Below are 22,780 nucleotides of genomic sequence, written 5' to 3'. Positions count from 1 at the left end.
CGGCCACACGAGTAGACGAGCAGAAGCACACGTACAGGATTGCGAGCACCGGTGCAGAAGAAGCGGTCTCGGAACAGGGAGCACCTCCCAGCGGTAGCTGGGGGAGGCACCGCCGCCGAAGGCCCGGCCCCCGCAGGACGCCGCGTCCGCGTGCGCAGCCGGCTGGTCGTCGGCGTCGCCGTCGCAGGGCTCACCGTCCTCGCGGCCGGCACCCCCGCCGTCGTCACCGCCGCGAGAGAGCTGAACGACTCCCAGCGGCTGGTCACCCTCGCGGAGCAGACCGGGCAGATCCTCACCCTCACGCACGTCCTCGCCGACGAGCGCGACGCCGTGGTCGAGTACGCCGCCAAGGGCCGCCCCGGCGCCGCCATGGGCGGCCTCCAGGAACGCACCCTGCGCACCGACCGGCAGATCGCCGAGGCCGCCGCCGAGGTCGACCCCGCGGCCGACGAAACCCTCGCCACGGCCCTCGCCCGCGTCGCGTCCGTCCGTACCGAAGCCATCGACGGCAAGGGCACCGCCCTCGCCGCCCACCAGGCCTACACCGGCGTCATCACGGAACTCCTCGCCCCGGGCGCCCGGCTCGCAGACCTCACCCCGCCGCGCGCGGAGGCCGCCCTCACCACCACCCGCCCCCTGGCCCCGCTCGGCCAGGCCGTGGAGCAGGCCTCGGCCACCCGCGGACTGCTGCTCGCCGCACTGGCCGTCCCCCGCGGCGAACAGCCCCCGGGCTCGGCCGCGGTCGACGAACTCACCGCCGCCGCCCAGCGCTCGCGCGTACGGGAGCAGGCCGCCCTCGACGACTTCACGCGGGTCGCCCGGCCCGACGTACGCCAGACCCTCACCGCCACCGTCACCGGCCCCGAGGTCAAGGCGGCCGAGGACTTCCTCGAACGGCTCACCGACCGGCCCACCCTGAGCGGCTCCGACCGCAAGACCGACGGCGCAGCCGTCGGTACCGCGCTCACCGCCCGCATCGACCGGATGCGCACCGTCGAAGCCACCCTCGCCGGCCAGCGGGCCTCCGCCCTCGCCTCCCTGCGCGACGACGACGTGACCCGGCTGGAGATCATGGTCGCCCTGCTGGGCGTGCTGTTCCTCGTCGCCGTCGGCTTCTCCACCGCCGTCGCCCGCTCCCTCACCCGCCCGCTGTCGGTCCTCAGGCGCGGCGCGGAACGGCTGGCGACGCCCGAGGGCTCGGTCGAACCGGTGCGGTTCACCGGCCGCAACGACGAGTTCGCCGAGGTCGTCCGGCACCTGAACGCCGTACGCGACCAGACGGTCTCCCTGCACACCCGGATCGCCGGGCTCGACGCCGACCGGCGCCGCATCATCGGCCGCAACGATGCGCTCGCCTCCGGCCGGGAGGCGCTGGAGGGGGAGCTGACGGCGCTGCGCGCAGGGCTGGAGGAGCACCGCCGCATCATGTCGACGACCTCCGTCTCGCTCTCGCTGCGCACGCTGGGCCTGGTGGAGCGCCAGCTCGCCGTCATCGAGGAACTGGAGTCCAAGGAACAGGACCCCGACCGGCTCGCGACCCTCTTCAAGCTGGACCACCTGGCGACCGTGATGCGCCGGCACAACGAGAACCTGCTGGTCCTCGCCGGGCAGGAGCACGGCCACGGGCAGGGGCTGCCGGTGGCGCTGGTCGACGTGATGCGGGCCGCCGTCAGCGAGATCGAGCGCTACGAGCGCGTCGACCTCGCGGCACTGCCCTCGTACACGCAGGTCGCCGGGCACGCCGCCGACGACATCTCGCACCTGCTGGCCGAACTGCTGGAGAACGCCACGACGTTCTCCCCGCCCGAGGTCAAGGTGAAGGTCTCCGGCTGGACCCTGGACTCCGGCGACGTCGTGCTCTCCGTCGTCGACGAGGGCATCGGTGTCACCGAGGACCGCCTGGAGGCGCTGAACGTCCGGCTGTCCACGCCCGAGGCGTACGACGAGGAGCCCGAGGAGGAGCACGGCCTGGGCCTCGGCCTGTACGTGGCCGGGCGGCTCGCGGCACGGCACGGGGTCACCGCGGAGCTGCGCGGCGCACGGCACGGCGGGACCGAGGCCCTGGTCGTCGTCCCCGCGGCGCTGCTGCCCGCCACCCCGCCCGCCTCGCCGGTCCACACCCTTGCCACACCCGGCGCGCCCGCGCTGCACCTGCCGGGCGTGATAGCGGAGGCGAACCAGAACACCCTGCCCGCCCGCCCGCGCGGTGCGCACGCCGCTCCCGAGGCCGAAGCCGAGGCCGCACCCGAGGCCGCCGAATCCGCCGAATCCGCCAACACGGTGGCCCCGACCCCGGAGCCCGCCGTTCCGGTGGAGCCGGTCACACCAGTCACACCGGTCACACCGGTCACCCTGGCCGAGGCCCTGGCGGTCCCCGCCGCGGCCGAATCCGGCCGGGAGCCCGCCGGCGACCTCCCGTCGCCCGACGAGGTCTTCACGGCGGCCGACGCCCCGGCCGCCGACGGACCCGGCGCGGAGCAGGTTTTCACGGCCGCCCCTCCGGCGGAGCAGATCTTCACGGTGGCCCCGGCCGCCGACCGATCCGACGCCGGGCAGACCCCGCCCGCGGACCAGGTGTTCACCGCCGAGCCCCCCGCGGGCGAGGCGCTCCTCGCCCGCATCACCCACGACACGGATCCGGACGGCTTCACGCTGCCGGACCCCGCGGTGAACGCCCCCGCGGTGAACGACCCCGCGGTGAACGCCCCCGCCGGGACCGAATCCGCCGGAACCGAAGCCGCCGAGCCCCCCGCAGGGGACTCGCACGCCCACGCCCCTGCCGAGGCCGACTGGCTCCCCCGCCAGGGCAGCCACCCCGCCGACCCCGCCGACGGCGGCGGCCCCGTCACCGACAAGGGCCTGCCGAAGCGGACCCCGCGCACCGTGGCCGCCCCGCGCCGGGAGGACGTACCGCCCCAGCCGCCGCGCCGGGTCGACGCCGAGGAACTGCGGCGCCGGCTCGGGGGCTTCTACCAGGGAGCCCAGGACGGCCGACGCGTCGTCGCCGCCGAGCTCGCGCAGGACCGGGAGCCGGACCGGGGGCAGGGACAGAGCAATACCGACCAGGGGGACAGCGCACAGGAGGCACGCACATGACCGCGCCCAGTACGTACGGACTGAGCACCCAGGCCCGCAACCTGCAGTGGCTGCTGACCGACCTGGTCGAGGAGGTGCCCGGCGTCAACTCCGTAGCCGTCGTCTCCTCGGACGGGCTGCTGCTCCTGTCCTCCGACCCAGGAGCGGGCGGCGCGGGCGAACCGGAGGAGACGCCGAGGCCGAAGGGCCCACGGGGGGCGTCCGCCGACCTCGCCACCATCGTCTCCGGCCTCGGCAGCCTCACCACCGGGGCGGCCGCCCTCATGGAGTTCGGCGCCGTCAAGCAGACCATGGTGGCGATGGAGAACGGATCGGTCTTCGTCATGGCCATCAGCGACGGCTCACTCCTGGGCGTGCACGCCACGCCCGACTGCGACATGAGCGTGGTCGCCTACCACATGGCCCTGTTCGTCGGCCGCGCCGGCCACGTCCTGACCCCCGAAGTCCGCAGCGAGCTGCGCCAGTCGATGGAGAACACCCCGTGAGGAGACCGGCCGCCGACCGACTCCCGATACGTGGAGCCGACCGCCGTCCCGCCCGCGTCCGCCCGTACTCCCTGACGGGCGGCCGGACACGGTTCACCCAGGTCCTGCACGTCGAGACCTTCGTCGCCGCTCTGGACACCAAGGCGTCCGAGCCGCAGACGCCCGACCGCATGCCCGAGATGCCGGCCATCGTCGAGGTCTGCCGCCGCATGCGCACGATCGCCGAGATCGCCGCGCTGCTGAAGCTGCCGCTCGGAGTGGTCCGCGTCCTGGTCAGCGACCTCGCCGACCAGGGCAGGGTCCGTGTCTACGGAACGGGCCACGGCGCCGGCCGGCCCGAACGCGCGCTGCTGGAAAGGGTGCTCGGTGGTCTTCGCCGTCTCTGACAGACCGGAGCTGGACGACGAACCGGTCCAGCCCTGGCAGTACGACCGCTCCCGCGCGCCCGTCGCCGTCAAGGTGCTGGTCGCGGGTGGCTTCGGGGTCGGCAAGACCACCTTCGTCTCCTCCGTCTCCGAGATCACCCCGCTGCGCACCGAGGCGGTGATGACGCAGGCCAGCGTCCCGACCGACGACCTGTCCGGGACACCGGACAAGCACACCACCACCGTCGCCATGGACTTCGGCCGCATCACCCTCGACGACGACCTCGTCCTCTACGTGTACGGCACCCCGGGCCAGGAACGGTTCTGGTTCATGTGGGACGACCTGGTGCGCGGAGCCGTCGGCGGGCTCGTCATGGCCGACACCCGCCGCCTGCGGGACTGTTTCCCCGCCCTCGACTACTTCGAGAGTTCCGGGCTGCCGTACGCCGTCGCCGTCAACCACTTCGAGGGCTCGCAGGCGTACGAGCCCGAGGACGTGCGCGAGGCGCTCAGCGTCCCGCCGCACGTACCCGTGGTGATCATGGATGCGCGAGAGCGCCGGACGGTGATCGAATCCCTGCTGGCGCTGGTGGGCCACGCCCTGGACAGCACTCCCGAATAGAGGACTGAGAGATGCGCAGGATACTTGTCGTCGGAGCCGGCCAGTCCGGCCTCCAGCTCGCCCTCGGACTCCAGTCCAAGGGCTACGAGGTCACCCTCATGTCCAACCGGACCGCGGAGGAGATCCGCACCGGGCGGGTCATGTCCACGCAGTGCATGTTCGACAGCGCGCTCCGGCACGAGCGCGACCTGCAGATCAGCTTCTGGGAGCAGCAGGCCCCGAAGATCGAGGGACTGGGCGTCTCGGTCGCCGCCCCCGACGGCAGCCGCCCCGTCGACTGGCTCGGCCGGCTCAGGGGCCACGCCCAGTCCGTGGACCAGCGCGTGAAGATGTCCGGCTGGCTGGACACCTTCGCGCAGCGCGGCGGGCAGCTCGTCATCCACGGCGCGTCCGTCGCCGACCTCGACTACTTCTCCCGCGCCTACGACCTGGTGCTGGTCGCCGCGGGCAAGGGCGAGCTGGTGTCGATGTTCGGGCGGGACGCGGCGCGTTCCCCGTACGACGCCCCGCAGCGCGCGCTGGCCGTCTCCTACGTGCACGGGCTCGGTCCGCGCCCCGAGCACCCGGAGACCGAGGCCGTCCGCTGCAATCTGGTCCCGGGCGTCGGCGAGCTGTTCGTGATGCCGACCCTGACGACCTCGGGACGGGCGGACATCCTCTTCTGGGAGGGCGTCCCCGGCGGACCGCTGGACGTCTTCAACGGCGTCAAGGACCCGGCGGAGCACCTGGCGCTGACGCTGGGGCTGATGGAGAAGTACACGCCGTGGGAGTACGCCCGGGCGACGAAGGTGGAGCTGACGGACGCGGGCGGCACCCTCGCCGGCCGGTACGCGCCCATCGTGCGCAACCCCGTCGGCCGCCTCCCCGGCGGCGGGCTCGTCCTCGGCGTCGCCGACGTGGTCGTCGCCAACGACCCGATCACGGGCCAGGGCTCGAACTCCGCGTCCAAGTGCGCCGCCTCGTACCTCTCCTCGATCCTCATGCACGGGGACAACCCGTTCGACGAGGCGTGGATGAAGGCCACCTTCGACAAGTACTGGTTCACCACGGGCAAGCCCGTGACCCAGTGGACGAACGCGATGCTGGGCGTGCCGCCGGAGCACGTGCTCAACCTGATCGGCGCGGCCGGGCAGCTCCAGCCGGTGGCGAATCGGTTTGCCAACGGCTTCGACAACCCGGCCGACTTCGACGCGTACTTCTACGACCCCGAGGACGCGGCGGACTACCTCGCCGAGGTCACCGCCGCCGCGGACTCCTCGTCCGTGGGCGCCTCCTCCGCGGAGTAACCGGCGTCGTCCCCCGCCGCCGCGCCCGAGGACTCGGGCAGCGGCGGCGGGGTGAACTCCGCCAGCGGGGTCCCGTCCGGATCCGGCCGGACCGCCCCGAGCAACGGGTTCGCGGCGATCGGCGAGACCTTCACGACCGACCCGGGCCGCGGCGCCTGGATCACCTTGCCATCGCCCACGTACAGGCCCACATGGGTGGCCTTGGGGAAGTAGACCACCAGGTCCCCCGGCCGCAACCGGTCCAGCGGCACCCGCGGCAGCCGGGCCCACTGCTCCTGGCTGGTCCGCGGGATGCTCCGGCCGGCGTGCGCCCAGGCCTGCGAGGTCAGACCGGAGCAGTCGAAGGACCCGGGCCCCTCGGCGCCCCAGACGTACGGCTTCCCGATCTGCGCCGCCGCGTACCGGAGGGCCGCGCCACCGGCCGCCGTGGGCGTGCCCGTGCGCGTGGGGAGGGCCCCGGAGGTCACCAGCGCGCGCTGCGCCACGGCCGTCTTCTCGGCCTCGCGCGCCCCGAGCCGGGTGAGCTGCTCCGGAGTCAGCGAGGACAGCAGCCGCTCCACCTGCCTGAGCTGCGAGGCGACCTCCTCCTTGTGGAGCTTCTGCCGCGCGGCCAGGGTCTGCCGGGTGTCGAGGGCCTTGCGGGCCCGTACGGCCAGCGCGTCGGCCTCCTTCTCGCCCCGCGCGAGGCGGCTGAGCAGCGCGGCCCGGCGGGCGCCCTCGCGGGCGGCGAGCCGGCGCTGCTCCAGCGCCGCCTGCGGGCTCCCGGCCAGCAGCATCCGGGCGTAGGAGGACAGGCCCAGGCTGCCCTGGTACTGCTCGCGGGCGAGCCGCCCGGCGAGGGCCCGCTCGGCGTCCAGGGCCGTACGCGCCCTGCCGAGCTCGGCGGCGCGCGAACGCTCCTCCCGCCGGCCGGCCTCCAGGGCGTCCTCCGTGGACTTGTACGCCTCGGAAGCCTCCTCGGCCTTCTGGTAGAGGCCCTGCAGGCGGGTGAGCAACGCGCCCACGTTCTCCCCTTCGGGCACAACCGGCTCGGCGCCGGCGCCCTGGACCGGTCCGGCGACGAGGAGCGCCGCGGCGACGCAGGCAGCGCGAAGCCCCCGATATGACATGGGATCACCTCCGAGACCGCCGATGCTGCCACGCCCGGTATGACAAATCGCCCGACAGAGCCGTCCACCCCGCCCACGGCCACCCAGTTGGAGGGGTGGGGGAGGAGGCGGCGGGGCGGGGTGGAGGGCGCGGGGTGGGGCAGGGCGGAGCTGGCGGGGCGGGGACCGGAAGGCGCGGGGTGGTGTGGGGCGGAGGCTGGTGGGGCGGGGGTGGAAGGCGCGGCCGCGCCTTGTCGCTCCCGCCCGAGTGCATCCCGCTCCCCGCGCCGCCGTCGCGCCTTGTCGCTCCCGCCCCATCGGCTTCCGCCCCGCCCCACCCCGCGCTTTCCGGTCCCCGCCCCCGGAAATCGGGTCGGCCGCCGTCCGGCCGCCCTCCTCCTCTCCCCCCGTATCGGCCCGTTCGGTGCCTGCGGGGCCGTCAGTCGTTCAGCAGCCTGGCCTTCGCCGTTCTGAACTCCTGCGGGGTCAGCAGGCCCTCGCGGGCCAGGTCGGCCAGTTGGCGCAGTTCCGCCGCCAGGCCGGCGGGGGCCGTCGGGCCCGGCTCCGGGTGGGCGTCCGGGTGGGCGTCCGGGTGGGGGTCCCAGTGCACCGCGTCGACGGGCTCCGGCTCCGGCTCGTAGTCGTAGTCGGGATCCGGCTCGGGCTCGTCCAGTGGGTCCGGTTCCGGCTCCTCCACGAGCTCCGGCTCCGCCGCCCGGACGCCCCGGGCGAGCAGGCCCCGGGGCGGGGGCTCCTCCGGGCGCACCGCGCCCGCCGCCTCCGCCTCCGGCGCCGCGCCCGACGCCCGCGCCAGCAGGCCCCGTAGCAGGGGGGATCCCGCCGGGCGGTTCGCGGCGTGGACCGTCACTCCCATCGGGCGGATGAACATCAGGCCACCCCTGCCCGGGGGTCCGACGGCACCCGGTCCGGCGGGATGCGGACCGAGCCCACGATCCGGCCGCCCGCCGCCCGTACGGCGATCGCCGCGTCCTCGGCCCATACGTGCTCGACGACCAGCAGCAGCGCGCAGCTGCCGCGCTCCAGGAGGTCCGCCGCCTCGTGCACGTCCTCCGGGCCGATCAGCCGGGCCGCGTCCCGCCCCGTCAGCAGGCCGTGCAGTTCCACGAACTCGTCGAACTCGGCGGCGAGGACCTCCCCCGACGCCGTCTTCGTGGCGACGAGCCCGTCGATCAGCCGGACCACTCCCGACTTGCGCAGCCCCATCACGGCCTCGACGGCCGGCACCCGCAGCTGCTCCTCGGGGAAGGCGAGGACGATGAATTCCACAGGCCCCATGCGCCTCGGCTCCTCACTCTCGATACTTTCGACCGTTTGTGACGACTCTTCGGCACACTATGACATAAGCGGACATACCATCCCCCTGCTTGCTACGTTTCGGGGTATGACCGCTCTGACGGCGAAGGTGGCGGAGCCCTCCCCGCCCCCGCCACCCGAAGCCGGCGCACCCAAACGCCGGGGGGTCGAGCTGGCGCTCCTCGCGGGCGCCGTCCTGATCTCCGTACTCGGTCACCTCCACGTCGGCCTCGTGACCACCGGCCGCATCCCCGACCCCGCCGACCGGTACGCGGTCGGCCTCGCCGCGGCCGCGCTGCTCGCGCACCTCGCCGTACGGTTCACGGCCCCGTACGCCGACCCCCTCGTGCTCCCCATCGCCGTCCTGCTCAACGGCCTCGGCCTGGTCCTCATCCAGCGCCTCGACGCGACCACCCCCGGCCGCCCCACCGCGGACGACCAGCTCCTGTGGTCCGCCCTCGGCGTGGTGCTCTTCGTCCTGGTCGTCGTGCTGCTCCGTGACCACCGGGTGCTCCAGCGCTACGCGTACCTGTCCGTCGCCACCGCACTGGTGCTGATGCTGGTGCCCGTCTTCTTCCCGGCGGTCAACGGCGCGCACATCTGGATCCGCTTCGCCGGACTCTCCTTCCAGCCGGGGGAGTTCGCCAAGATCCTGCTGGCGGTGTTCTTCGCCGCCTACCTCGCCGCGAACCGCACCGCCCTGGCCCTGACCGGCCGCCGACTCTTCTGGAAGCTGCGCCTCCTGCCCGGCCGCGTGCTCGGCCCGATCCTCGCGATCTGGCTGCTCAGCGTCGGCCTGCTCGTCCTGGAACGGGACCTCGGCACCTCGCTGCTGTTCTTCGGACTGTTCGTGATCATGCTGTTCACCGCCACCGGGCGGATCGGCTGGATCGCGATCGGACTGCTGCTCGCCGCCCTCGGCGCCTACGCCGTCGGGACCTTGGAACCACATGTGAACAGCCGTGTGGAGGACTGGCTGCATCCTTTCGCCTCCATCGAGCGCGGCGAGGGCCCCGGCCAGCTCGCCCAGTCCCTCTTCGCCTTCGGCGCCGGGGGCCTCCTCGGGGCCGGCCTCGGCCACGGCCAGTCCTTCCTCATCGGGTTCGCCGCCAAGTCGGACTTCATCCTCGCCACCGCCGGAGAGGAGCTGGGCCTCGTCGGCCTCACCGCGATCCTGCTCCTCTACGGGCTCCTCGTCGCCCGCGGCTTCCGCGCCGGCCTCGCGCTGCGCGACCCCTTCGGCCGGCTGCTCGCCACCGGCCTCGCCTCGATCGTCGCGCTCCAGGTGTTTGTCATCGCGGGCGGTGTCACCGGGCTGATCCCGCTCACCGGCATGGCCATGCCCTTCCTCGCCCAGGGCGGCTCCTCCGTCGTCACCAACTGGATCATCGTCGCGCTGCTGGTCCGGCTCAGCGACAGCGCACGCAGACCCCGTCCCGCGCAGGAGGCGGCCGAGTGATCCGCTACATCCGCTGGTGTGCGTACTTCTGCGCGCTGCTGCTCCTCGCCCTGCTCGTCAACATCGCCCGCGTGCAGGTGTGGGAGTCCGCCGCCTACGGTGCGAACCCGGCCAACAAGCGCTCCGCCATCGCGCGTTACGCCGAGCCGCGCGGGGACATCCTTGTCGACGGACGGCCCGTCACCGGCTCCCGCGACAGCGGCCAGCTGCTGCGCTACGAGCGGACCTACGCGGACGGTCCGCTCTACGCGCCCGTCACCGGGTTCTCCTCCCAGACGTACGGGACCAGCTTCGTCGAGCGCGCCGAGGACGCCGTGTTGTCGGGCACGGACCCGGGGCTGTCGGCGTTCCCGCTCTGGTACGACCTGGCCCGCGGCCGCCCCGCCGGCGGGAACGCCGCCACCACCGTCCGCGCCGCCGTGCAGCGGGCCGCGTACACCGGGCTCGGCGGCAAGCGCGGGGCGGTGGCCGCCCTCGAACCGGCCACCGGGAAGATCCTGGCGCTGGTCAGCAGTCCCTCGTACGACCCTTCCGTGCTCTCCGGCACGGGGGCCGCGGCGCGCGGGGCCTGGGCGGCGCTCAACGCGGACCCCGCCCGGCCGATGCTCAACCGGGCGCTGCGCGAGACGTACCCGCCCGGTTCGACCTTCAAGATCGTGACGGCGGCCGCGGCCCTGGACGCGGGCGTGGTCACCGATGTGTACGCGCCGACCCGGACCCCGGACCCCTACCCGCTGCCCGGGACCAGCACCCTGCTGCCGAACACGGCCACGGGCTGCGAGGACGCCTCCATGGCCGAGGCCGTGCAGTGGTCGTGCAACACGGTGATGGCGAAGATCGGGGTACAGGTCGGGCTGCGCCGGATGACGGAGGCGGCGCGCCGCTTCGGCTTCAACACGGAGGGGCTGCGGGTCCCCTCGTGGGTGTCCCGGTCGAACTTCGACACGGACATGAGCCCGGACCAGCTGGCCCTCTCCTCCATCGGGCAGTTCAACACCACCGCCACACCCCTGCAGATGGCGATGGTGGCCGCGGCCGTCGCGAACGGCGGCGAGCTGGCCTCCCCGTACCTGGTGGAACGGACGACCCAGGACGACGGTTCCCCGGTGCGGCACGGTGACCGGCGCAGCCTCGGACGGGCGATGAACCCGGCCACCGCGCTGCGGATGCAGGAGCTGATGGTGAAGGTGGTGGAGCGGGGGACGGGCCGGAACGCGGCGATCCCCGGCGCGGTGGTCGGCGGCAAGACCGGCACGGCCCAGCACGGCGTCGGCAACGCCGGGACCCCGTACGCCTGGTTCATCTCCTGGGCCCGCACCGAGGGGGCGGCCCTGCCCGCCGTGGCGGTCGCGGTGGTGGTGGAGGACGCGGCGGCGGACCGGGGCGACATCAGCGGCAACGGCGCCGCCGCGCCGATCGCCCGAGCGGTGATGGAGGCCGCGCTGGCGGCGCGGTGAGGGCGTCGCGGGTGCACCGGGGTCCCCGCGAGGACCGTGCGGCCCGCGGGGGCCGGATCCGGCGCCGGGGCGGATCCCGGTACGAGCAGTCGCCGGAGGGGAAATGGCCGGGAGCCTGCGGGGTGGCGGCGTCGGCCCCGTTGATCTGGATCCCGTTGCCGGAGCCGCCGTCGATGTGGCTGACGGTCCCCCGGCGACCGCCTGGGCCGGGGTGCGGGTCGGCACCTGGACGGCGATGGCCGCGTAGGCGCGGTGCGGGCCGTCGAGTTCGCCGCGCGGTACGGCGCCGCGGGGCGGGACACAGGCGGAGTCCCCACCCGCGCGGTTCGCGGTCCCGGGCTGTGCAGTTCGCGGTCCCCGGCTGTGCGCAGATCGGGGTCCGGGTCCAGCCGGAGGCGTCGGCGGGGGCGTCGTCGTGGTCGGCGGTGTGGGTGCCGGACGCCACATCTCCTACGGCACGTACCCGCCGCTGCCCGCCGGCCCCCGCCTGCCGTCCGCCGGTCACCGCCCCCGGCCCCCGCGTGCCGTCCGCCGGTCCCCTCCCGCCGTCCGCCGGTCACCGCCGTCACGTTCCCGTCGGGCCCCGCCCTTCGGCGATGGCGGCCTCGACCTCCGCCACCCGTGCCGACTCCTCGGCCGCGAAGCGCTCCCGGTCGAGGGCCTCCGCGATCTCCTCGTCCTGGCTCATCAGCAGGTCCAGGTTGGAGTCGCCCATGTGGAAGACGCCCAGGTCCACGTACGCCCTCTGGAGCCGCTGGCCCCACAGTCCGATGTCCTTCACGCACGGCACGATCCGGCTGAACAGCAGCTTGCGGAACAGGTGCAGGAACTCGGACTGCTCGCTGAGCGCCTCCGCCTCCTTCGCCGGGATGCCGAAGTTCTCCAGCACCTCCACCCCGAGCAGCCGGTCCCGCATCAGGTAGCAGCCCTCGATCACGAACTCCTCGCGCTCGCGCAGTTCGGCGTCCGTCAGCTGCCGGTAGTGGTCGCGCAGCGCCATCCGCCCGAAGGCCACGTGCCGGGCCTCGTCCTGCATCACGTACGCCAGGATCTGCTTGGGCAGCGGCCTGGTGGTCGTGTCCCGGATGAGGCCGAAGGAGGCCAGGGCCAGGCCTTCGATGAGGACCTGCATGCCCAGGTACGGCATGTCCCACCGGGAGTCGCGCAGGGTGTCGCCGAGCAGTTCCCGGAGGCTGTCGTTGACCGGGTACAGCATCCCGACCTTCTCGTGCAGGAAGCGCCCGAAGATCTCCGCGTGCCGGGCCTCGTCCATGGTCTGCGTGGCCGAGTAGAACTTCGCGTCGAGGTCCGGAACGGATTCGACGATGCGCGCCGCACACACCATCGCGCCCTGCTCGCCGTGGAGGAACTGGCTGAAGTTCCAGGCGGTGTAGTGCCGGCGCAGCTCGCCCCTGTCCTTCTCGGTCAGCTTGGCCCAGTGCCGGGTCCCGTACAGCGGCAGGGCCTCGTCGGGGGTCCCCAGCGGATCGTACGGGTCCACCTCGATGTCCCAGTCGATGCGTTTGGCGCCGTCCCACTGCTTGTCCTTGCCCCTCTGGTACAGGGCGAGGAGCCGCTCGCGGCCGTCGTCGTAATCCCAGCTGAAGCGGGCGGAGCCGGAGGCGGGGATCTGCCAGACGGCCTCGCCCGGGTCCTCGGTGTAGAGCTCGTGCGTCGACACTGACGCCCCCTCGTCTCGCGTACTGCCGTGCAGGACCGGACAGTTGGCAGAGTCACACGTTGGTAGACGCCGGGTCAACAAGTCGTGCGCGGGGGATTGACGACGTTGCTGACAAGCAGTCTCATAAGCGGTGACCGCCGGTGACTCGACGACGAGGTGTCCGAAGCCATGACGACCGTGACCGAACGAGCCGCTCTCAGGGACGCCCTCGGCCTCCTCAAGGACCGGGAGCAGATAGCCGAGCGCCTGCTGGAATCCTCCGCCAAGCACTCCTTCGACCCCGACAAGGAACTCGACTGGGGCGCCCCCATGGCCGAGGGGAAGTACTACTGGCCGCCCGAGCTGCTCTCCCTCTACGACACCCCGCTCTGGAAGAAGATGGGCGAGGAGCAGCGCATCGACCTCTCCCGCCACGAGGCGGCGGCGCTCGGCTCGCTCGGCATCTGGTTCGAGATCATCCTCATGCAGCTGATGGTCCGGCACATCTACGACAAGTCGCTGACCAGCAAGCACGTGCGGTACGCCCTCACCGAGATCGCCGACGAGTGCCGACACTCGATGATGTTCGCCCGCATGATCCAGAAGAGCGGCAGCCCGGCATACCCGGTTTCCCGGCTCAACCACAACCTCGCGCGGATCCTCAAGACCGTCTCCACCACCCCCGGCTCCTTCGCCTGCACCCTGCTCGGCGAGGAGATCCTCGACTGGATGCAGCGCCTGACCTTCCCGGACGAGCGCATCCAGCCGCTGGTCCGCGGCGTCACCCGGATCCACGTGATCGAGGAGGCCCGGCACGTCCGGTACGCCCGCGAGGAACTGCGCCGCCAGATGCTGACGGCCCCGCGCTGGGAGCAGGAGCTCACCCGCATCAGCTGCGGCGAGGCCGCCCGCGTCTTCTCCCTCGCCTTCGTGAACCCGGCCGTCTACGACAACGTCGGACTGGACCGGCGCGAAGCCGTCGCCCAGGTCCGGGCCAGCGGCCACCGCCGCGAGGTCATGCAGACCGGCGCCAAGCGGCTCACCGACTTCCTCGACGACATCGGCGTCCTGCGCGGAGTCGGCCGCAGGCTCTGGCAGAGCTCGGGGCTCCTGGCATAGGGGCGGACGGAGCCCCGGGCGTCGCGGCGCCCGTCCGGCGGTCCGGATCGGGCCGGGACTTCACGGACGCCGGTCACGGGCCACGGCTCGCGGGCTACCCTGCGGTCATGACCGTACGCGCGTACCGCAGGCTGAGCGTCGAGGAGCGGCGGGCCCAACTCCTCGACGCCGCCCTCACGCTGTTCGCGCACCGGGCTCCGGAGGAGGTCTCGCTCGACGACGTCGCGGAGGCCGCCGGAGTCTCGCGCCCCCTCGTCTACCGCTACTTCCCCGGCGGTAAGCAGCAGCTCTACGAGGCGGCCCTGCGCTCGGCGGCCGAGCTCCTCGAACTCTGCTTCGCCGAACCCCAGCAGGGTCCCCTGACCCGGCGGCTGTCCCGGGCCCTGGACCGCTACCTCGCGTTCGTCGACGAGCACGACACCGGCTTCGCGGCCCTCCTCCAGGGCGGCAGCGTCGTGGAGACCTCCCGTACGACGGCGACCGTCGACGGCATCCGCCGGGCCGCGGCCGACCAGATCCTCCTCCACCTCGGCGTCCCGACGCCCGGCCCCCGGCTGCGCATGATGGTCCGCACATGGATCACGGCGGTCGAGGCGGCCTCCCTCATATGGATCGACGAGGGCAAGCAGCCCGAGGTCGACACCCTCCGCGACTGGCTGCTCGACCAGTTCATCGCCCTGCTGACGGCCACCGCCGCCACCGATCCGGAGACGGCGGCGGCCGCCCGGGCAGCCCTGGCCATCGAATCGGCGGACGGCCCGGTCGGGAGCCTGGCCCGGCGCGTGATGCCGGTGGTCTCCGAGGCCGCCCACCTGCTGTGACACTGGTGGGGTGAGAAGCCAACCGACTCCGTTCGAGGGCGGCCCGATGGACGGCCGGGTCCTCCCGATCCTGCTCGGCCCGACCGGACACCCGCCGAAGTGGTACGAGATCCCCGTCCCGACGCCCGACGGCCCGCCGACGGTGCTGCTGTACGAACGGGTCCCGTCGGGCTACTCGAAGCGACTGGGCCTGCAAAAGGGCTGGAAGTACGCGTTCCGCCCCTCGGGCACCAAGCCGCGCCCCCGCTGGCCCTGGACCAAGCCCCCGCGTCCCCAGAGCTGACCCGCCCCCCGCCCTCAGAGAGCTGACCCGCCCCCCTGCCCTCAGAGAGCTGACCCGCCCACGCGCCCGCGCCCTCGGCCGAGCCCGGGCCCCACCGCCGGACCGGGCGGGCCGGGCGGGCCGGGCGGGCCGCGAGGGGTGGACCGCGGCCCCCGGCCGGGAAGGGCGGGGTCCTACGCGCCCGGGAGGGTCAGGATGGCCAGGCCGCCACCGCCCTCCGCGGCGCGGAAACGCAGCCTCGCGCCGATCGCCTCCGCCTGGCCCACGGCGATGGTCAGGCCCAGCCCGTGCCCTTTGCCCCCGCTGCGGAAGCGCTGCGGGCCGTGCGCCAGCAGGTAGTCGGGGAAGCCGTCCCCGTGGTCCCGTACGCTCACCACCGGCCCGTCCACCGTCAGCACGACCGGCGACCGGCCGTGCTGATGGGCGTTGGCCACCAGGTTGCCCAGGACCCGTTCCAGCCTGCGCCGGTCCGTCTCCACGTGGGCGTCCCGCAGGACGACCACCTCCGTGTCCGTGCCGGAAGCCCGCACCACGCGCCGGGCCAGCCGCCCCAGCTGGTGCAGATCCGTCTCCACCGCCTCGCTGCCCGAGTCCAGCCGGGAGATCTCCAGCAGGTCCTCCGTCAACTGCCGCATCGTCCGCACCCGTTCGCGCACCAGCTCCGTCGGCCGCCCCTCCGGCAGCAGCTCCGACGCCGCCTGCAGGCCCGTCAGCGGAGTGCGCAGCTCATGGGCCACGTCCGCCGTGAACCGCCGCTCGCTCTCCAGCTTCGACTGCAGGCTCCCCGCCATCGTGTCCAGCGCCCCGGCCACGGTCGCCACCTCGTCCTGGGGACGCGAGGGGTCCTTCGTCCGCGGGTCGCCCACCCGGGCGTCCAGGTCGCCCTGCGTGATCCGCCGGGCCACGGACGCCGTCTGGTGCAGCCGCCGGGTCACCCGCGTCACCGCGAAGGCGCCCACGAGCAGCGTCCCGCCGATCGCCAGCACGGACGACCCGATGATCGCGTTGTCCAGTCCGCTGATGGTGCGGGCGCTCTGCCGGTAGTCGACGACGGTCGCCAGCGCCCGGCCGTCCGCCGGGCCGGCCGCCCACATCACCGGGCGGCCGCGGTGCTCCGCCACGACCGTCCCCCGCTCTCCGCCGGCCGCGAGCGCCCGCAGCTCCGGCGGCAGCCCCACCGGGTCCAGGCCGGAACCGGGCGGCAGCGGCTCGCCCGCCTCGTACGCGTCCGTGACGTCGCCGAGTCTGCCCAGTGCCTTCTCGCGCGCCGTGGCCACCGTCTGGCGGGTCACCTCCACGTGCACGAGCGCGCCGAGCACGGCTGCCAGCGAGCAGCACATCACCACGATGAAGCAGGCCGACTTCCAGGTCAGCGTGGCCGTCCACGCGGGCAGCCGCGGCCGGAGGCGCAGCCGCCGACGCTGCCACCGGCGCGGACGCGGCACCTGCCGCCGCTCGGCCCGTGCGTGTTCCTCGCCCACGGTCACGGCCGGTCCGGTGCGAGGTCGGCACCCGGGCCGTGGCCGTGACCGGAGCCGTGACCGGTCCCCGGGCCGGTCCCGCCTCCGGACCCGCCCCCGCCGCCGGGACCGATGCCGGGGCCGCGGTCCTCCGGACCCCTCGGGTTCGCCGGCACCCGTACGATCTGCTCGCGCGTCGGCAGCATCCTGCGCTGCCTCTCCTCCCAGGACCAGGCGGTGATCAGCTCGTAGCCGCGGTTCCCGCTGGGCACCCGCAGGACCACGTCCCGCCCGGCCAGTTCCACCGAGACCACGGTCTGCGTGGTCGCCATGATCCGGTTGAGTCGTCCGTCCCCGTCCGCCCTGTAGACCCGTACGGACATCATCCTGTCCGGGAACTCGATGCCCACGATCAGCTCGGCCTTGCCGTCGCCCGTGAGGTCCCGGTAGTAGGGCGCCAGCACCGGGCACGACTCGGGCTCCGCGCCCTCCTTCTTGCACGCGTTGATCGCCGCCGCGGTCTCGGCCGGTATCCCGTCGGCCCCGACCCTGGTCCTCGGAAGCACCCGCAGCTCCGCCTGGACGAGCGCCACCGGATCGACCGTGTGCACGTCCTGGTCGTGGACGGGCGGGATCCCCTTGACGTACTCGGGCGGAGCCCCGGCCGGATCGGCCGGCGGTACCGTCGCCCCCACGCGGTCGGGCCACAGGTGTACGGGCCCGCTCGCGGTCGCGGTGGCCCCCGCGCCGACCAGGCCGCCGGTGTCTCCGCAGCCCGCCAGCAGCGGAAGTGCGGCGAGGGCCAGCAGAGGGGCGAGGGCGGAGGCGCGGACGGGAACGGGAGAGCGGCGGCGCGCGGAGCCGCCCGGACCGAACCCCTGCACGCCCCCCGGGCCCGCTTCCCCCCTGATCACGGCCGCTCTGCGCCGAGCCCCCTTGCCCACGGCCCCCTTGCCCACAGCCCCCCTGCTCACAGCCCCCGTGCCCTTCTGCCCGCGTTACGACGATGGTCGATCACATCCACCATATGCGGAGGTGCGCCCCATTTGCCCATGCCGGTGGGTTCCGGCGGTCCGGGCGCGGGTGTGCGGGCCGCCCGTCCGTGCGGGCCGCCCCTGCCTGCGTACGACGGTCAGCCGTCCGTACGTCCCCGGCGCAGCATGGCGAAGCCGAGCCCGGCCGCGCCCACGGCCGCGATGCCGCCGCCCGCGGCGAGCAGCAGCATGCCGTCGCCCTGCCCGTCGGCCAGCGTACTCAGCCGCCGGCCCTCGGCGGACGCGGCCTCCAGCGCGCGGGTGTCGCCGGCGGCGGCCCGCTGCTCTGCCGAGACCGGCACGATCTGCCCGTCACGGGTGCCGGTCTTGTGCCCGTCGCCCGCGACGGCGTGGCCGCCGTCCGGCACGGAGGTGTCGCCCACCCAGGACGTCAGCCGCCCCGCGGGGTCCAGGGCGGCGTGCAGATCGCCGGAGCCGCCGACGTCGGTGACCCCGTCATGGCTGGTCAGGGTGGTGGCCCTGGCGCCGTCGGCGGCCAGGATGTCGGCCTGGTAGCCGCCCTTGGCGGTCCGGTAGACCTTCGCCGTGGAAACACCGTCCGCCAGTGCGAGGCTCTTGACCAGCGTCCGCTGCGTCGCCGCCGAGTGCGCGGACGAGGCCGCCGGCACCCCTTCGGCCAGAGCGGCGGCAGCGGGCAGCGCCAGGAGGCTGCCGGCACAGACGGTCACGGCTGCGGCGCGAACGAGAGTGCGGCGGCGGACGGTGCTCACGGAAGATCCTTCGATGCTGGTCGGTACCCGGCGTCTTCCGGGTACGGCCAACCTAGGCGGCGGCCGTTGCGGCGACACCCCGTTCGTGTAACAGCGAAGCCGCAAGGTTCCGTCGGAGTCGTTACACAGCCGAGGGATTGCCGTGCGGCCCCCCGGCTGCTCCCATGGACGGCGGGGGTGAGGGTGAATGCGCGGACTCAAGGTACTGCCCAGCGGCCGGCCCGGCCGCGGCCGACTGTACGTCAACCTGCCCGACGGGCAGGCGGTCGCGTGGTACGACCGCCAGGCCAACCGGATCAGCGTCCTCGCGGACGACCACCGCGAAGCGGTCCTGGCGGTGCTGCGCCCGTACCTGAGCGGCACCGTGTCCATCGGGCCGCCCCCGGTCCCCACCGCGGCCGATCTGCGCCGCCTGACCATGCCGCCGGACGCGGACCTGGCTCCCAACCGGCCCGCCGAGGTGCTGCTGGCGGAGCTGGAACACGGAGCAGCGGGCACCCGGGCCCGGCACCGCCTGCGCCAGGACCTGACGGCGCAACAGCGGATGGGCGACGCCTTCGACGCCCTGGAACCGGAAGGCTGGCGGACGTTGCACTGCGTCCCGCTCCCGGGCTTCGGCAGGATCGATCACCTGGTCATCGGCCCGGCCGGGATCTTCTGCGTGCGTACGGTTCCGGGACGGCGGCAGCGTGCGGTGGTCGGCGACCTGCTGCTCACGGTCGGCCGCGCGGAACCCCGCCCGGACCCCCGGTGGATCCGCGGCGCGGCGGCCCGCGCGACGGCGCTGCTGGCCGCGAAGGTCACCCCGGCCCTGGCGGTGGTCGACGCCTCCCGCCTGGAGACGGCGCCGACGGTCCGCGACATCCGCATCCTCCAGCCGCCGACGGCGACGCCCGACCTCGTCGCCTCCCCGGTCGCCCTCAAACCCCCGGACGTCGAGGCCCTGTTCGCCCAGGCCCGCGACACCCGGACCTGGCTGCCGCCGACTCCCCGTCCCCACCCGGGCCGTCCCCGCCGCACCCGCTGACCCGCCTCCACCGGTCGGCGGTCGGGCCAGCACCGCGACGGTTCGGGCCCGCACCGCGGCCCGGTCGGCCCGCGCCCGCCCGGTCGGCCCGCACCGTGGCCTGGCCGCCCCGCGCCCGCCCGGCCGCCCCGCACCACCGTGGCCTGGCCGCCCCGCGCCCGCCCGGCCGCCCCGCGCCCGCCCGGCCGCCCCGCGCCCGGCCGCCCTGAGGCTCCGGCGGGTGCGGGGTCCCGGGCCGTGCCCGGGCGGTGGTCCGTTCCCGGTCGGCGGGCCGTGCCCGAGATCGGGCGGTGGTCCGTTCCCCCGCCCGGGCCTTCGGGCGGCGCGGGGTTCCGGGCTGAGCCACGGGAAACGGTGACGGGGTGGTCCATCAGCGCCGCAGGCCCGGCTCCACCGAGCCGCCCGGCTTCAGGCCGAGGCTCGCTTCCGCGGCGCCGCCGCGGCCTTCTTCGCTCCCGTAGCCGTACCGGCCGCCGTCGTCCCGGCCACCTTCGAACCGGCCTTCTTCGTACCGGTCTTCTTCGCACTCGCCGCCGAAGTCGACTTGTTCGTACCGGGCTTGGCTGCGCCCGACTTGGCCGTACTCGACGTGGCGCTCGTCGCCGTCTTCTTCTTCGACGCGGCCGTCGCCGTCTTCTTCGCCGAAGCCGCCGTCGACTTCTTCCCGCCCACGGCCTTCGGCGCCGCCGCCGTCTTCCGGCCCGCCCCGCTCCGCCGCCGCATCGGTGTGACCTCGGCCCCTGCCCCTGCCCCTGCCTCGGCACCCGCCTCGGCACCCGCCTCGGTGTCCGCCTCGGTGTCCGCGTCGGCCGCCACCGCAGCACCGCCCTCGCCCCGCGACGCCTTCGCCGCCCGCACGCTCTTCTCCAGTGCCGCCATCAGGTCGATCACCTGCCCACCGGCCGGCTCCACCGTGGCCTCCGCCGGCTCGAACGCCCCACCCGCCTTCGCCGCGATCATCGCCTCCACCGCGTCCCGGTAGTCGTCGCGCAGCGACTCCAGCTCCACCTCGCCCAGCGTCGCCATCAGCGCGTCCGCCAGGTCCAGTTCGGCGTCCCGTACCGTCACCTCGACGTCCGGGGCAACCCCCTCCGGCGCCCGGATCTCGTCCGGCCACAGCAGCCCGTGCATCGCGATCACGTCGTCGACCACCCGCAGCATGCCCAGCCGCTCCCGGCCCCGCAGCGCGAATTTGGCGATCGCGACCTTCCGGCTGCGCTTCAGTGCCTCCCGCAGCAGCGTGTACGGCTTCGCAGCCGTCGCCCCGTTCGCCGCCAGGTAGTACGCCGCGTCCATCTGCAGCGGATCGATCTCCTCGGCGGGGACGAACGACATGATCTCGATCGTCTTCGCCGTGGCCAGCGGCAGCTGCGCCAGGTCCTCCTCCGTGATCGGGACGACGGACCCGTCCGCCTCCTCGTACCCCTTGCCGATCTCGGCGCCCGGCACCTCCTCGCCGTCCAGCTCGCACACCTTGCGGTAACGGATGCGCCCGCCGTCGGCGAGGTGGATCTGACGGAAGGAGATCGAGTGGCTCTCGGTTGCGTTCACGAGTTTGATCGGAATGCTGACGAGGCCGAAGGAGATCGCTCCGTTCCAGATGGATCGCACGGTTCCTCCTGTTTCGTGGCAATCTCATCGTATGACGCCGATCACATTGGTGGAGGGCCGTCGCATCGCGCTCAGCAACCTCGACAAGGTCCTCTACCCCGAGACCGGCTTCACGAAGGGCGAGGTCCTCCACTACTACGCCACCGTCGCGGAGCCCCTGCTCGCCCAGATCCACGACCGGGCGGTGTCCTTCCTGCGCTATCCGGACGGGCCGGACGGCCAGCTGTTCTTCACCAAGAACCCGCCGCCCGGCGCACCCGACTGGGTGAGGACCACCCCCGTACCCCGCTCCGAGGACCCCTCCGCCGAACAGGTGGTCGTCGCCGACCTGGCCACCCTGATGTGGTCCGCCAACCTCGTCGTCGAGTTCCACGTCCACCAGTGGCCCGTCGGCCGCCCCGCCGTCGCCGACCGCATGGTCCTCGACCTCGACCCCGGCGCGCCCGCCTCCGTCGTCGAGTGCAGCGCCGCCGCCCTCTGGCTGCGCGAGCGCCTCGCCGCCGACGGCCTCGACGCCTACGCCAAGACCTCCGGCTCCAAGGGCCTGCACCTGTCCGTGCCCCTGGAGCCGACCCCCTCGGCGCAGGTGTCCGCGTACGCCAAGCAGCTCGCCCAGGAGGCCGAACGCGAACTCCCCGACCTCGTCGTCCACCGCATGGCCAAGGCGCTGCGCCCCGGCAAGGTCTTCGTCGACCACAGCCAGAACGCCGCCGCCAAGACCACCGCCGCCGCCTACACCCTGCGGGCGCGAGCCCGCCCCACCGTGTCCGCACCCGTCTCCTGGGCGGAGGTCGAGGCCTGCCGCACCCCCGCCGACCTGGTCTTCCTCGCCGACGAGATCGGCCCGCGGCTCGACCGCGACGGGGACCTCTTCGCCTCACTGGCCGACCCCGCGCGGGGCCGCCCGCTCCCCAGGGCCCGGCCGTGATCCGCGTCGCGCTGGCCGCGGCCGTGCGGGACCTGCCGCGCGCGGCGGGACTGGCGTACGAGCCGAAGTTCGACGGGCACCGGCTGGTCGTCGTGCGGTCGGCGGCCGAGGTGTCGCTCCAGGCCCGCTCGGGCCGGATCGTGACCAGCGCGTTCCCCGATCTGGCGACGGCAGCGCTGCAGTTGCCCGCCGGGACGGTCCTCGACGGCGAGGTGGTCGTCTGGCATGCGGGCCGGACGGACTTCGCGCTGGTGCAGCGGCGGGCGGCGGCCACCGCCGCGCGGGCCGCCGTGCTCGCGCAGAGCCTGCCCGCCTCGTACGCCGCCTTCGACGTACTGGAACTGGCCGGGCTGGACGTGCGCGGCCGCCCGTACGAACGCCGCCGGGCCCTCCTCGTCGACCTGCTCCTGCCCCTCGGGCCACCGCTCCAACCGGTCCCGATGACCACCGACCCGGAACTGGCCGCCACCTGGTACGAGACGCTCCCCGCCAGCGGCATCGAGGGCCTCGTCGTCAAGAGGCTGGACCAGGCCTATCCGGCCGGGCGGCGCGGCTGGCAGAAACTGCGACACACGGACGTCCGGGACGCGGCGGTCGTCGGCTACACCGGCACTCCGCGCCGACCGCTCGCCCTGGTCCTCGTCCTGCCGGTCGGGGACCAGGCCCCGCTCGTGTCGAGCCCGCTGACGGCGGCGCTGCGCCGGGAGGTGGCGGAGGCGGTCGCCGTGCGCGGACCCGCCGAGCCGCGGGCCACCGCCACCGTCACCGCCATCGGCCTCGGCGAGGTCCCCTACCACCCCCTGGACCCGCCGCTGACGGCGGAGGTCCGGCACGCCTCGGCCAGGCACCCGCCGCCGGAGGTGATCCGGCTGCGGACGGACCTCTGACCCGCGCGGGAGGCGCGGGTCGGAGGGTCGGGTCGTCGTCTCCTCGC

Annotated in this window: 21 protein-coding genes; 13 read left to right on the top strand and 8 right to left on the bottom strand. The window is 74.0% G+C overall.

Translation table 11 applies throughout. The features are described 5' to 3' along the window. The first annotated feature begins 150 nt into the window (after window positions 1-150). From ACIPXC_RS10300 to ACIPXC_RS10280, 5 genes are read left to right on the top strand one after another with little or no spacing between them, the layout of a single operon-like run. Window positions 151-3,096: a nitrate- and nitrite sensing domain-containing protein gene (locus tag ACIPXC_RS10300; RefSeq protein ID WP_401615473.1), complete on the top strand. Its 2,946-nt coding sequence runs from the start codon at window positions 151-153 to the stop codon at window positions 3,094-3,096. After that, window positions 3,093-3,581 carry a roadblock/LC7 domain-containing protein gene (locus ACIPXC_RS10295; RefSeq protein WP_401615471.1) on the top strand — a complete coding sequence of 163 codons (489 nt, stop codon included), beginning with the start codon at window positions 3,093-3,095 and terminating at the stop codon, window positions 3,579-3,581. Before ACIPXC_RS10300 ends, ACIPXC_RS10295 begins: the two co-directional genes overlap by 4 nt. Next, complete coding sequence (locus ACIPXC_RS10290; RefSeq protein WP_401615470.1) at window positions 3,578-3,967, top strand: DUF742 domain-containing protein; 390 nt, start codon at window positions 3,578-3,580, stop codon at window positions 3,965-3,967. Before ACIPXC_RS10295 ends, ACIPXC_RS10290 begins: the two co-directional genes overlap by 4 nt. Continuing rightward, complete coding sequence (locus tag ACIPXC_RS10285; protein ID WP_401615468.1) at window positions 3,948-4,568, top strand: GTP-binding protein; 621 nt, start codon at window positions 3,948-3,950, stop codon at window positions 4,566-4,568. The genes ACIPXC_RS10290 and ACIPXC_RS10285 overlap by 20 nt, the downstream gene beginning before the upstream one ends. Window positions 4,569-4,579: 11 nt before the next feature. Then, entirely contained in the window at window positions 4,580-5,854 is a 1,275-nt protein-coding gene (locus ACIPXC_RS10280) for a styrene monooxygenase/indole monooxygenase family protein (protein ID WP_401615466.1), read from the top strand. Here ACIPXC_RS10280 and ACIPXC_RS10275 read toward each other — a convergent pair. From ACIPXC_RS10275 to ACIPXC_RS10265, 3 genes are all read right to left on the bottom strand, one after another. After that, on the bottom strand, window positions 5,791-6,963 hold the full coding sequence (locus ACIPXC_RS10275; RefSeq protein ID WP_401615464.1) for an NlpC/P60 family protein: 1,173 nt from the start codon (window positions 6,961-6,963) through the stop codon (window positions 5,791-5,793). The two genes, ACIPXC_RS10280 and ACIPXC_RS10275, sit on opposite strands and share 64 nt — an antisense overlap. A 418-nt stretch (window positions 6,964-7,381) precedes the next feature. Then, window positions 7,382-7,831 (bottom strand): hypothetical protein, encoded by a 450-nt coding sequence (locus ACIPXC_RS10270; protein ID WP_401615462.1) that lies wholly within the window; start codon window positions 7,829-7,831, stop codon window positions 7,382-7,384. Further along, on the bottom strand, window positions 7,831-8,238 hold the full coding sequence (locus tag ACIPXC_RS10265; protein ID WP_037882200.1) for a DUF6325 family protein: 408 nt from the start codon (window positions 8,236-8,238) through the stop codon (window positions 7,831-7,833). Before ACIPXC_RS10265 ends, ACIPXC_RS10270 begins: the two co-directional genes overlap by 1 nt. Window positions 8,239-8,344: 106 nt before the next feature. Here ACIPXC_RS10265 and ACIPXC_RS10260 point away from each other — a divergent pair, with 106 nt between their 5' ends. Together ACIPXC_RS10260 and ACIPXC_RS10255 are read left to right on the top strand one after the other, a co-directional pair. Next, complete coding sequence (locus ACIPXC_RS10260) at window positions 8,345-9,715, top strand: FtsW/RodA/SpoVE family cell cycle protein (RefSeq protein ID WP_401615459.1); 1,371 nt, start codon at window positions 8,345-8,347, stop codon at window positions 9,713-9,715. Continuing rightward, entirely contained in the window at window positions 9,712-11,172 is a 1,461-nt protein-coding gene (locus ACIPXC_RS10255; RefSeq protein ID WP_401615457.1) for a penicillin-binding transpeptidase domain-containing protein, read from the top strand. The genes ACIPXC_RS10260 and ACIPXC_RS10255 overlap by 4 nt, the downstream gene beginning before the upstream one ends. Before the next feature lie 565 nt (window positions 11,173-11,737). On the opposite strand, the gene ACIPXC_RS10250 is transcribed toward ACIPXC_RS10255, so the two are convergent. Beyond that, window positions 11,738-12,853: a ferritin-like domain-containing protein gene (locus ACIPXC_RS10250; RefSeq protein ID WP_401615455.1), complete on the bottom strand. Its 1,116-nt coding sequence runs from the start codon at window positions 12,851-12,853 to the stop codon at window positions 11,738-11,740. Window positions 12,854-13,021: 168 nt separating this feature from the next. Between ACIPXC_RS10250 and ACIPXC_RS10245 the strand changes: the two genes are divergently transcribed. The 3 genes from ACIPXC_RS10245 to ACIPXC_RS10235 all read left to right on the top strand — a co-directional run bounded on the left by ACIPXC_RS10245 (window position 13,022) and on the right by ACIPXC_RS10235 (window position 15,055). Further along, window positions 13,022-13,951, top strand: coding sequence for a diiron oxygenase (locus ACIPXC_RS10245; RefSeq protein ID WP_401615453.1), 930 nt, complete (start codon window positions 13,022-13,024; stop codon window positions 13,949-13,951). A 107-nt stretch (window positions 13,952-14,058) separates the two neighbouring features. Continuing rightward, a complete protein-coding gene (locus ACIPXC_RS10240; RefSeq protein ID WP_401615451.1) occupies window positions 14,059-14,772 on the top strand; it encodes a TetR/AcrR family transcriptional regulator in 714 nt (237 codons plus the stop codon). A 10-nt stretch (window positions 14,773-14,782) separates the two neighbouring features. Continuing rightward, a complete protein-coding gene (locus ACIPXC_RS10235; RefSeq protein WP_386453900.1) occupies window positions 14,783-15,055 on the top strand; it encodes a hypothetical protein in 273 nt (90 codons plus the stop codon). Between the two features lie 173 nt (window positions 15,056-15,228). Here the strand turns inward: ACIPXC_RS10235 and ACIPXC_RS10230 are convergent, their stop codons facing one another. The 3 genes from ACIPXC_RS10230 to ACIPXC_RS10220 form a co-directional block, all read right to left on the bottom strand. Further along, window positions 15,229-16,500 carry a histidine kinase dimerization/phospho-acceptor domain-containing protein gene (locus ACIPXC_RS10230; RefSeq protein WP_401615572.1) on the bottom strand — a complete coding sequence of 424 codons (1,272 nt, stop codon included), beginning with the start codon at window positions 16,498-16,500 and terminating at the stop codon, window positions 15,229-15,231. A gap of 38 nt (window positions 16,501-16,538) precedes the next feature. Beyond that, a complete protein-coding gene (locus tag ACIPXC_RS10225) occupies window positions 16,539-17,399 on the bottom strand; it encodes a hypothetical protein (RefSeq protein WP_401615449.1) in 861 nt (286 codons plus the stop codon). 248 nt (window positions 17,400-17,647) lie between these two features. After that, on the bottom strand, window positions 17,648-18,280 hold the full coding sequence (locus ACIPXC_RS10220; protein WP_401615447.1) for a hypothetical protein: 633 nt from the start codon (window positions 18,278-18,280) through the stop codon (window positions 17,648-17,650). Window positions 18,281-18,467: 187 nt separating this feature from the next. Between ACIPXC_RS10220 and ACIPXC_RS10215 the strand changes: the two genes are divergently transcribed. Beyond that, window positions 18,468-19,307: a nuclease-related domain-containing protein gene (locus ACIPXC_RS10215; protein ID WP_401615445.1), complete on the top strand. Its 840-nt coding sequence runs from the start codon at window positions 18,468-18,470 to the stop codon at window positions 19,305-19,307. A gap of 408 nt (window positions 19,308-19,715) precedes the next feature. Here the strand turns inward: ACIPXC_RS10215 and ACIPXC_RS10210 are convergent, their stop codons facing one another. Further along, window positions 19,716-20,918 carry a Ku protein gene (locus ACIPXC_RS10210; RefSeq protein WP_401615443.1) on the bottom strand — a complete coding sequence of 401 codons (1,203 nt, stop codon included), beginning with the start codon at window positions 20,916-20,918 and terminating at the stop codon, window positions 19,716-19,718. A gap of 31 nt (window positions 20,919-20,949) precedes the next feature. On the opposite strand from ACIPXC_RS10210, the gene ligD reads away from it, so the two are divergent. Together ligD and ACIPXC_RS10200 are read left to right on the top strand one after the other, a co-directional pair. Continuing rightward, a complete protein-coding gene (ligD, locus tag ACIPXC_RS10205) occupies window positions 20,950-21,846 on the top strand; it encodes a non-homologous end-joining DNA ligase (RefSeq protein WP_401615441.1) in 897 nt (298 codons plus the stop codon). Beyond that, the gene (locus tag ACIPXC_RS10200; protein ID WP_401615570.1) at window positions 21,846-22,733 is read left to right on the top strand and encodes an ATP-dependent DNA ligase; all 888 of its coding nucleotides are present in this window, start codon (window positions 21,846-21,848) and stop codon (window positions 22,731-22,733) included. The genes ligD and ACIPXC_RS10200 overlap by 1 nt, the downstream gene beginning before the upstream one ends. Window positions 22,734-22,780: the final 47 nt, after the last annotated feature.

The organism is Streptomyces sp. NPDC090021 (genome assembly GCF_044748225.1).
Taxonomy (GTDB): domain Bacteria; phylum Actinomycetota; class Actinomycetes; order Streptomycetales; family Streptomycetaceae; genus Streptomyces.
Note: the sequence above shows the minus strand (reverse complement) of the source record. Positions and strands in the feature narration are given on the sequence as shown.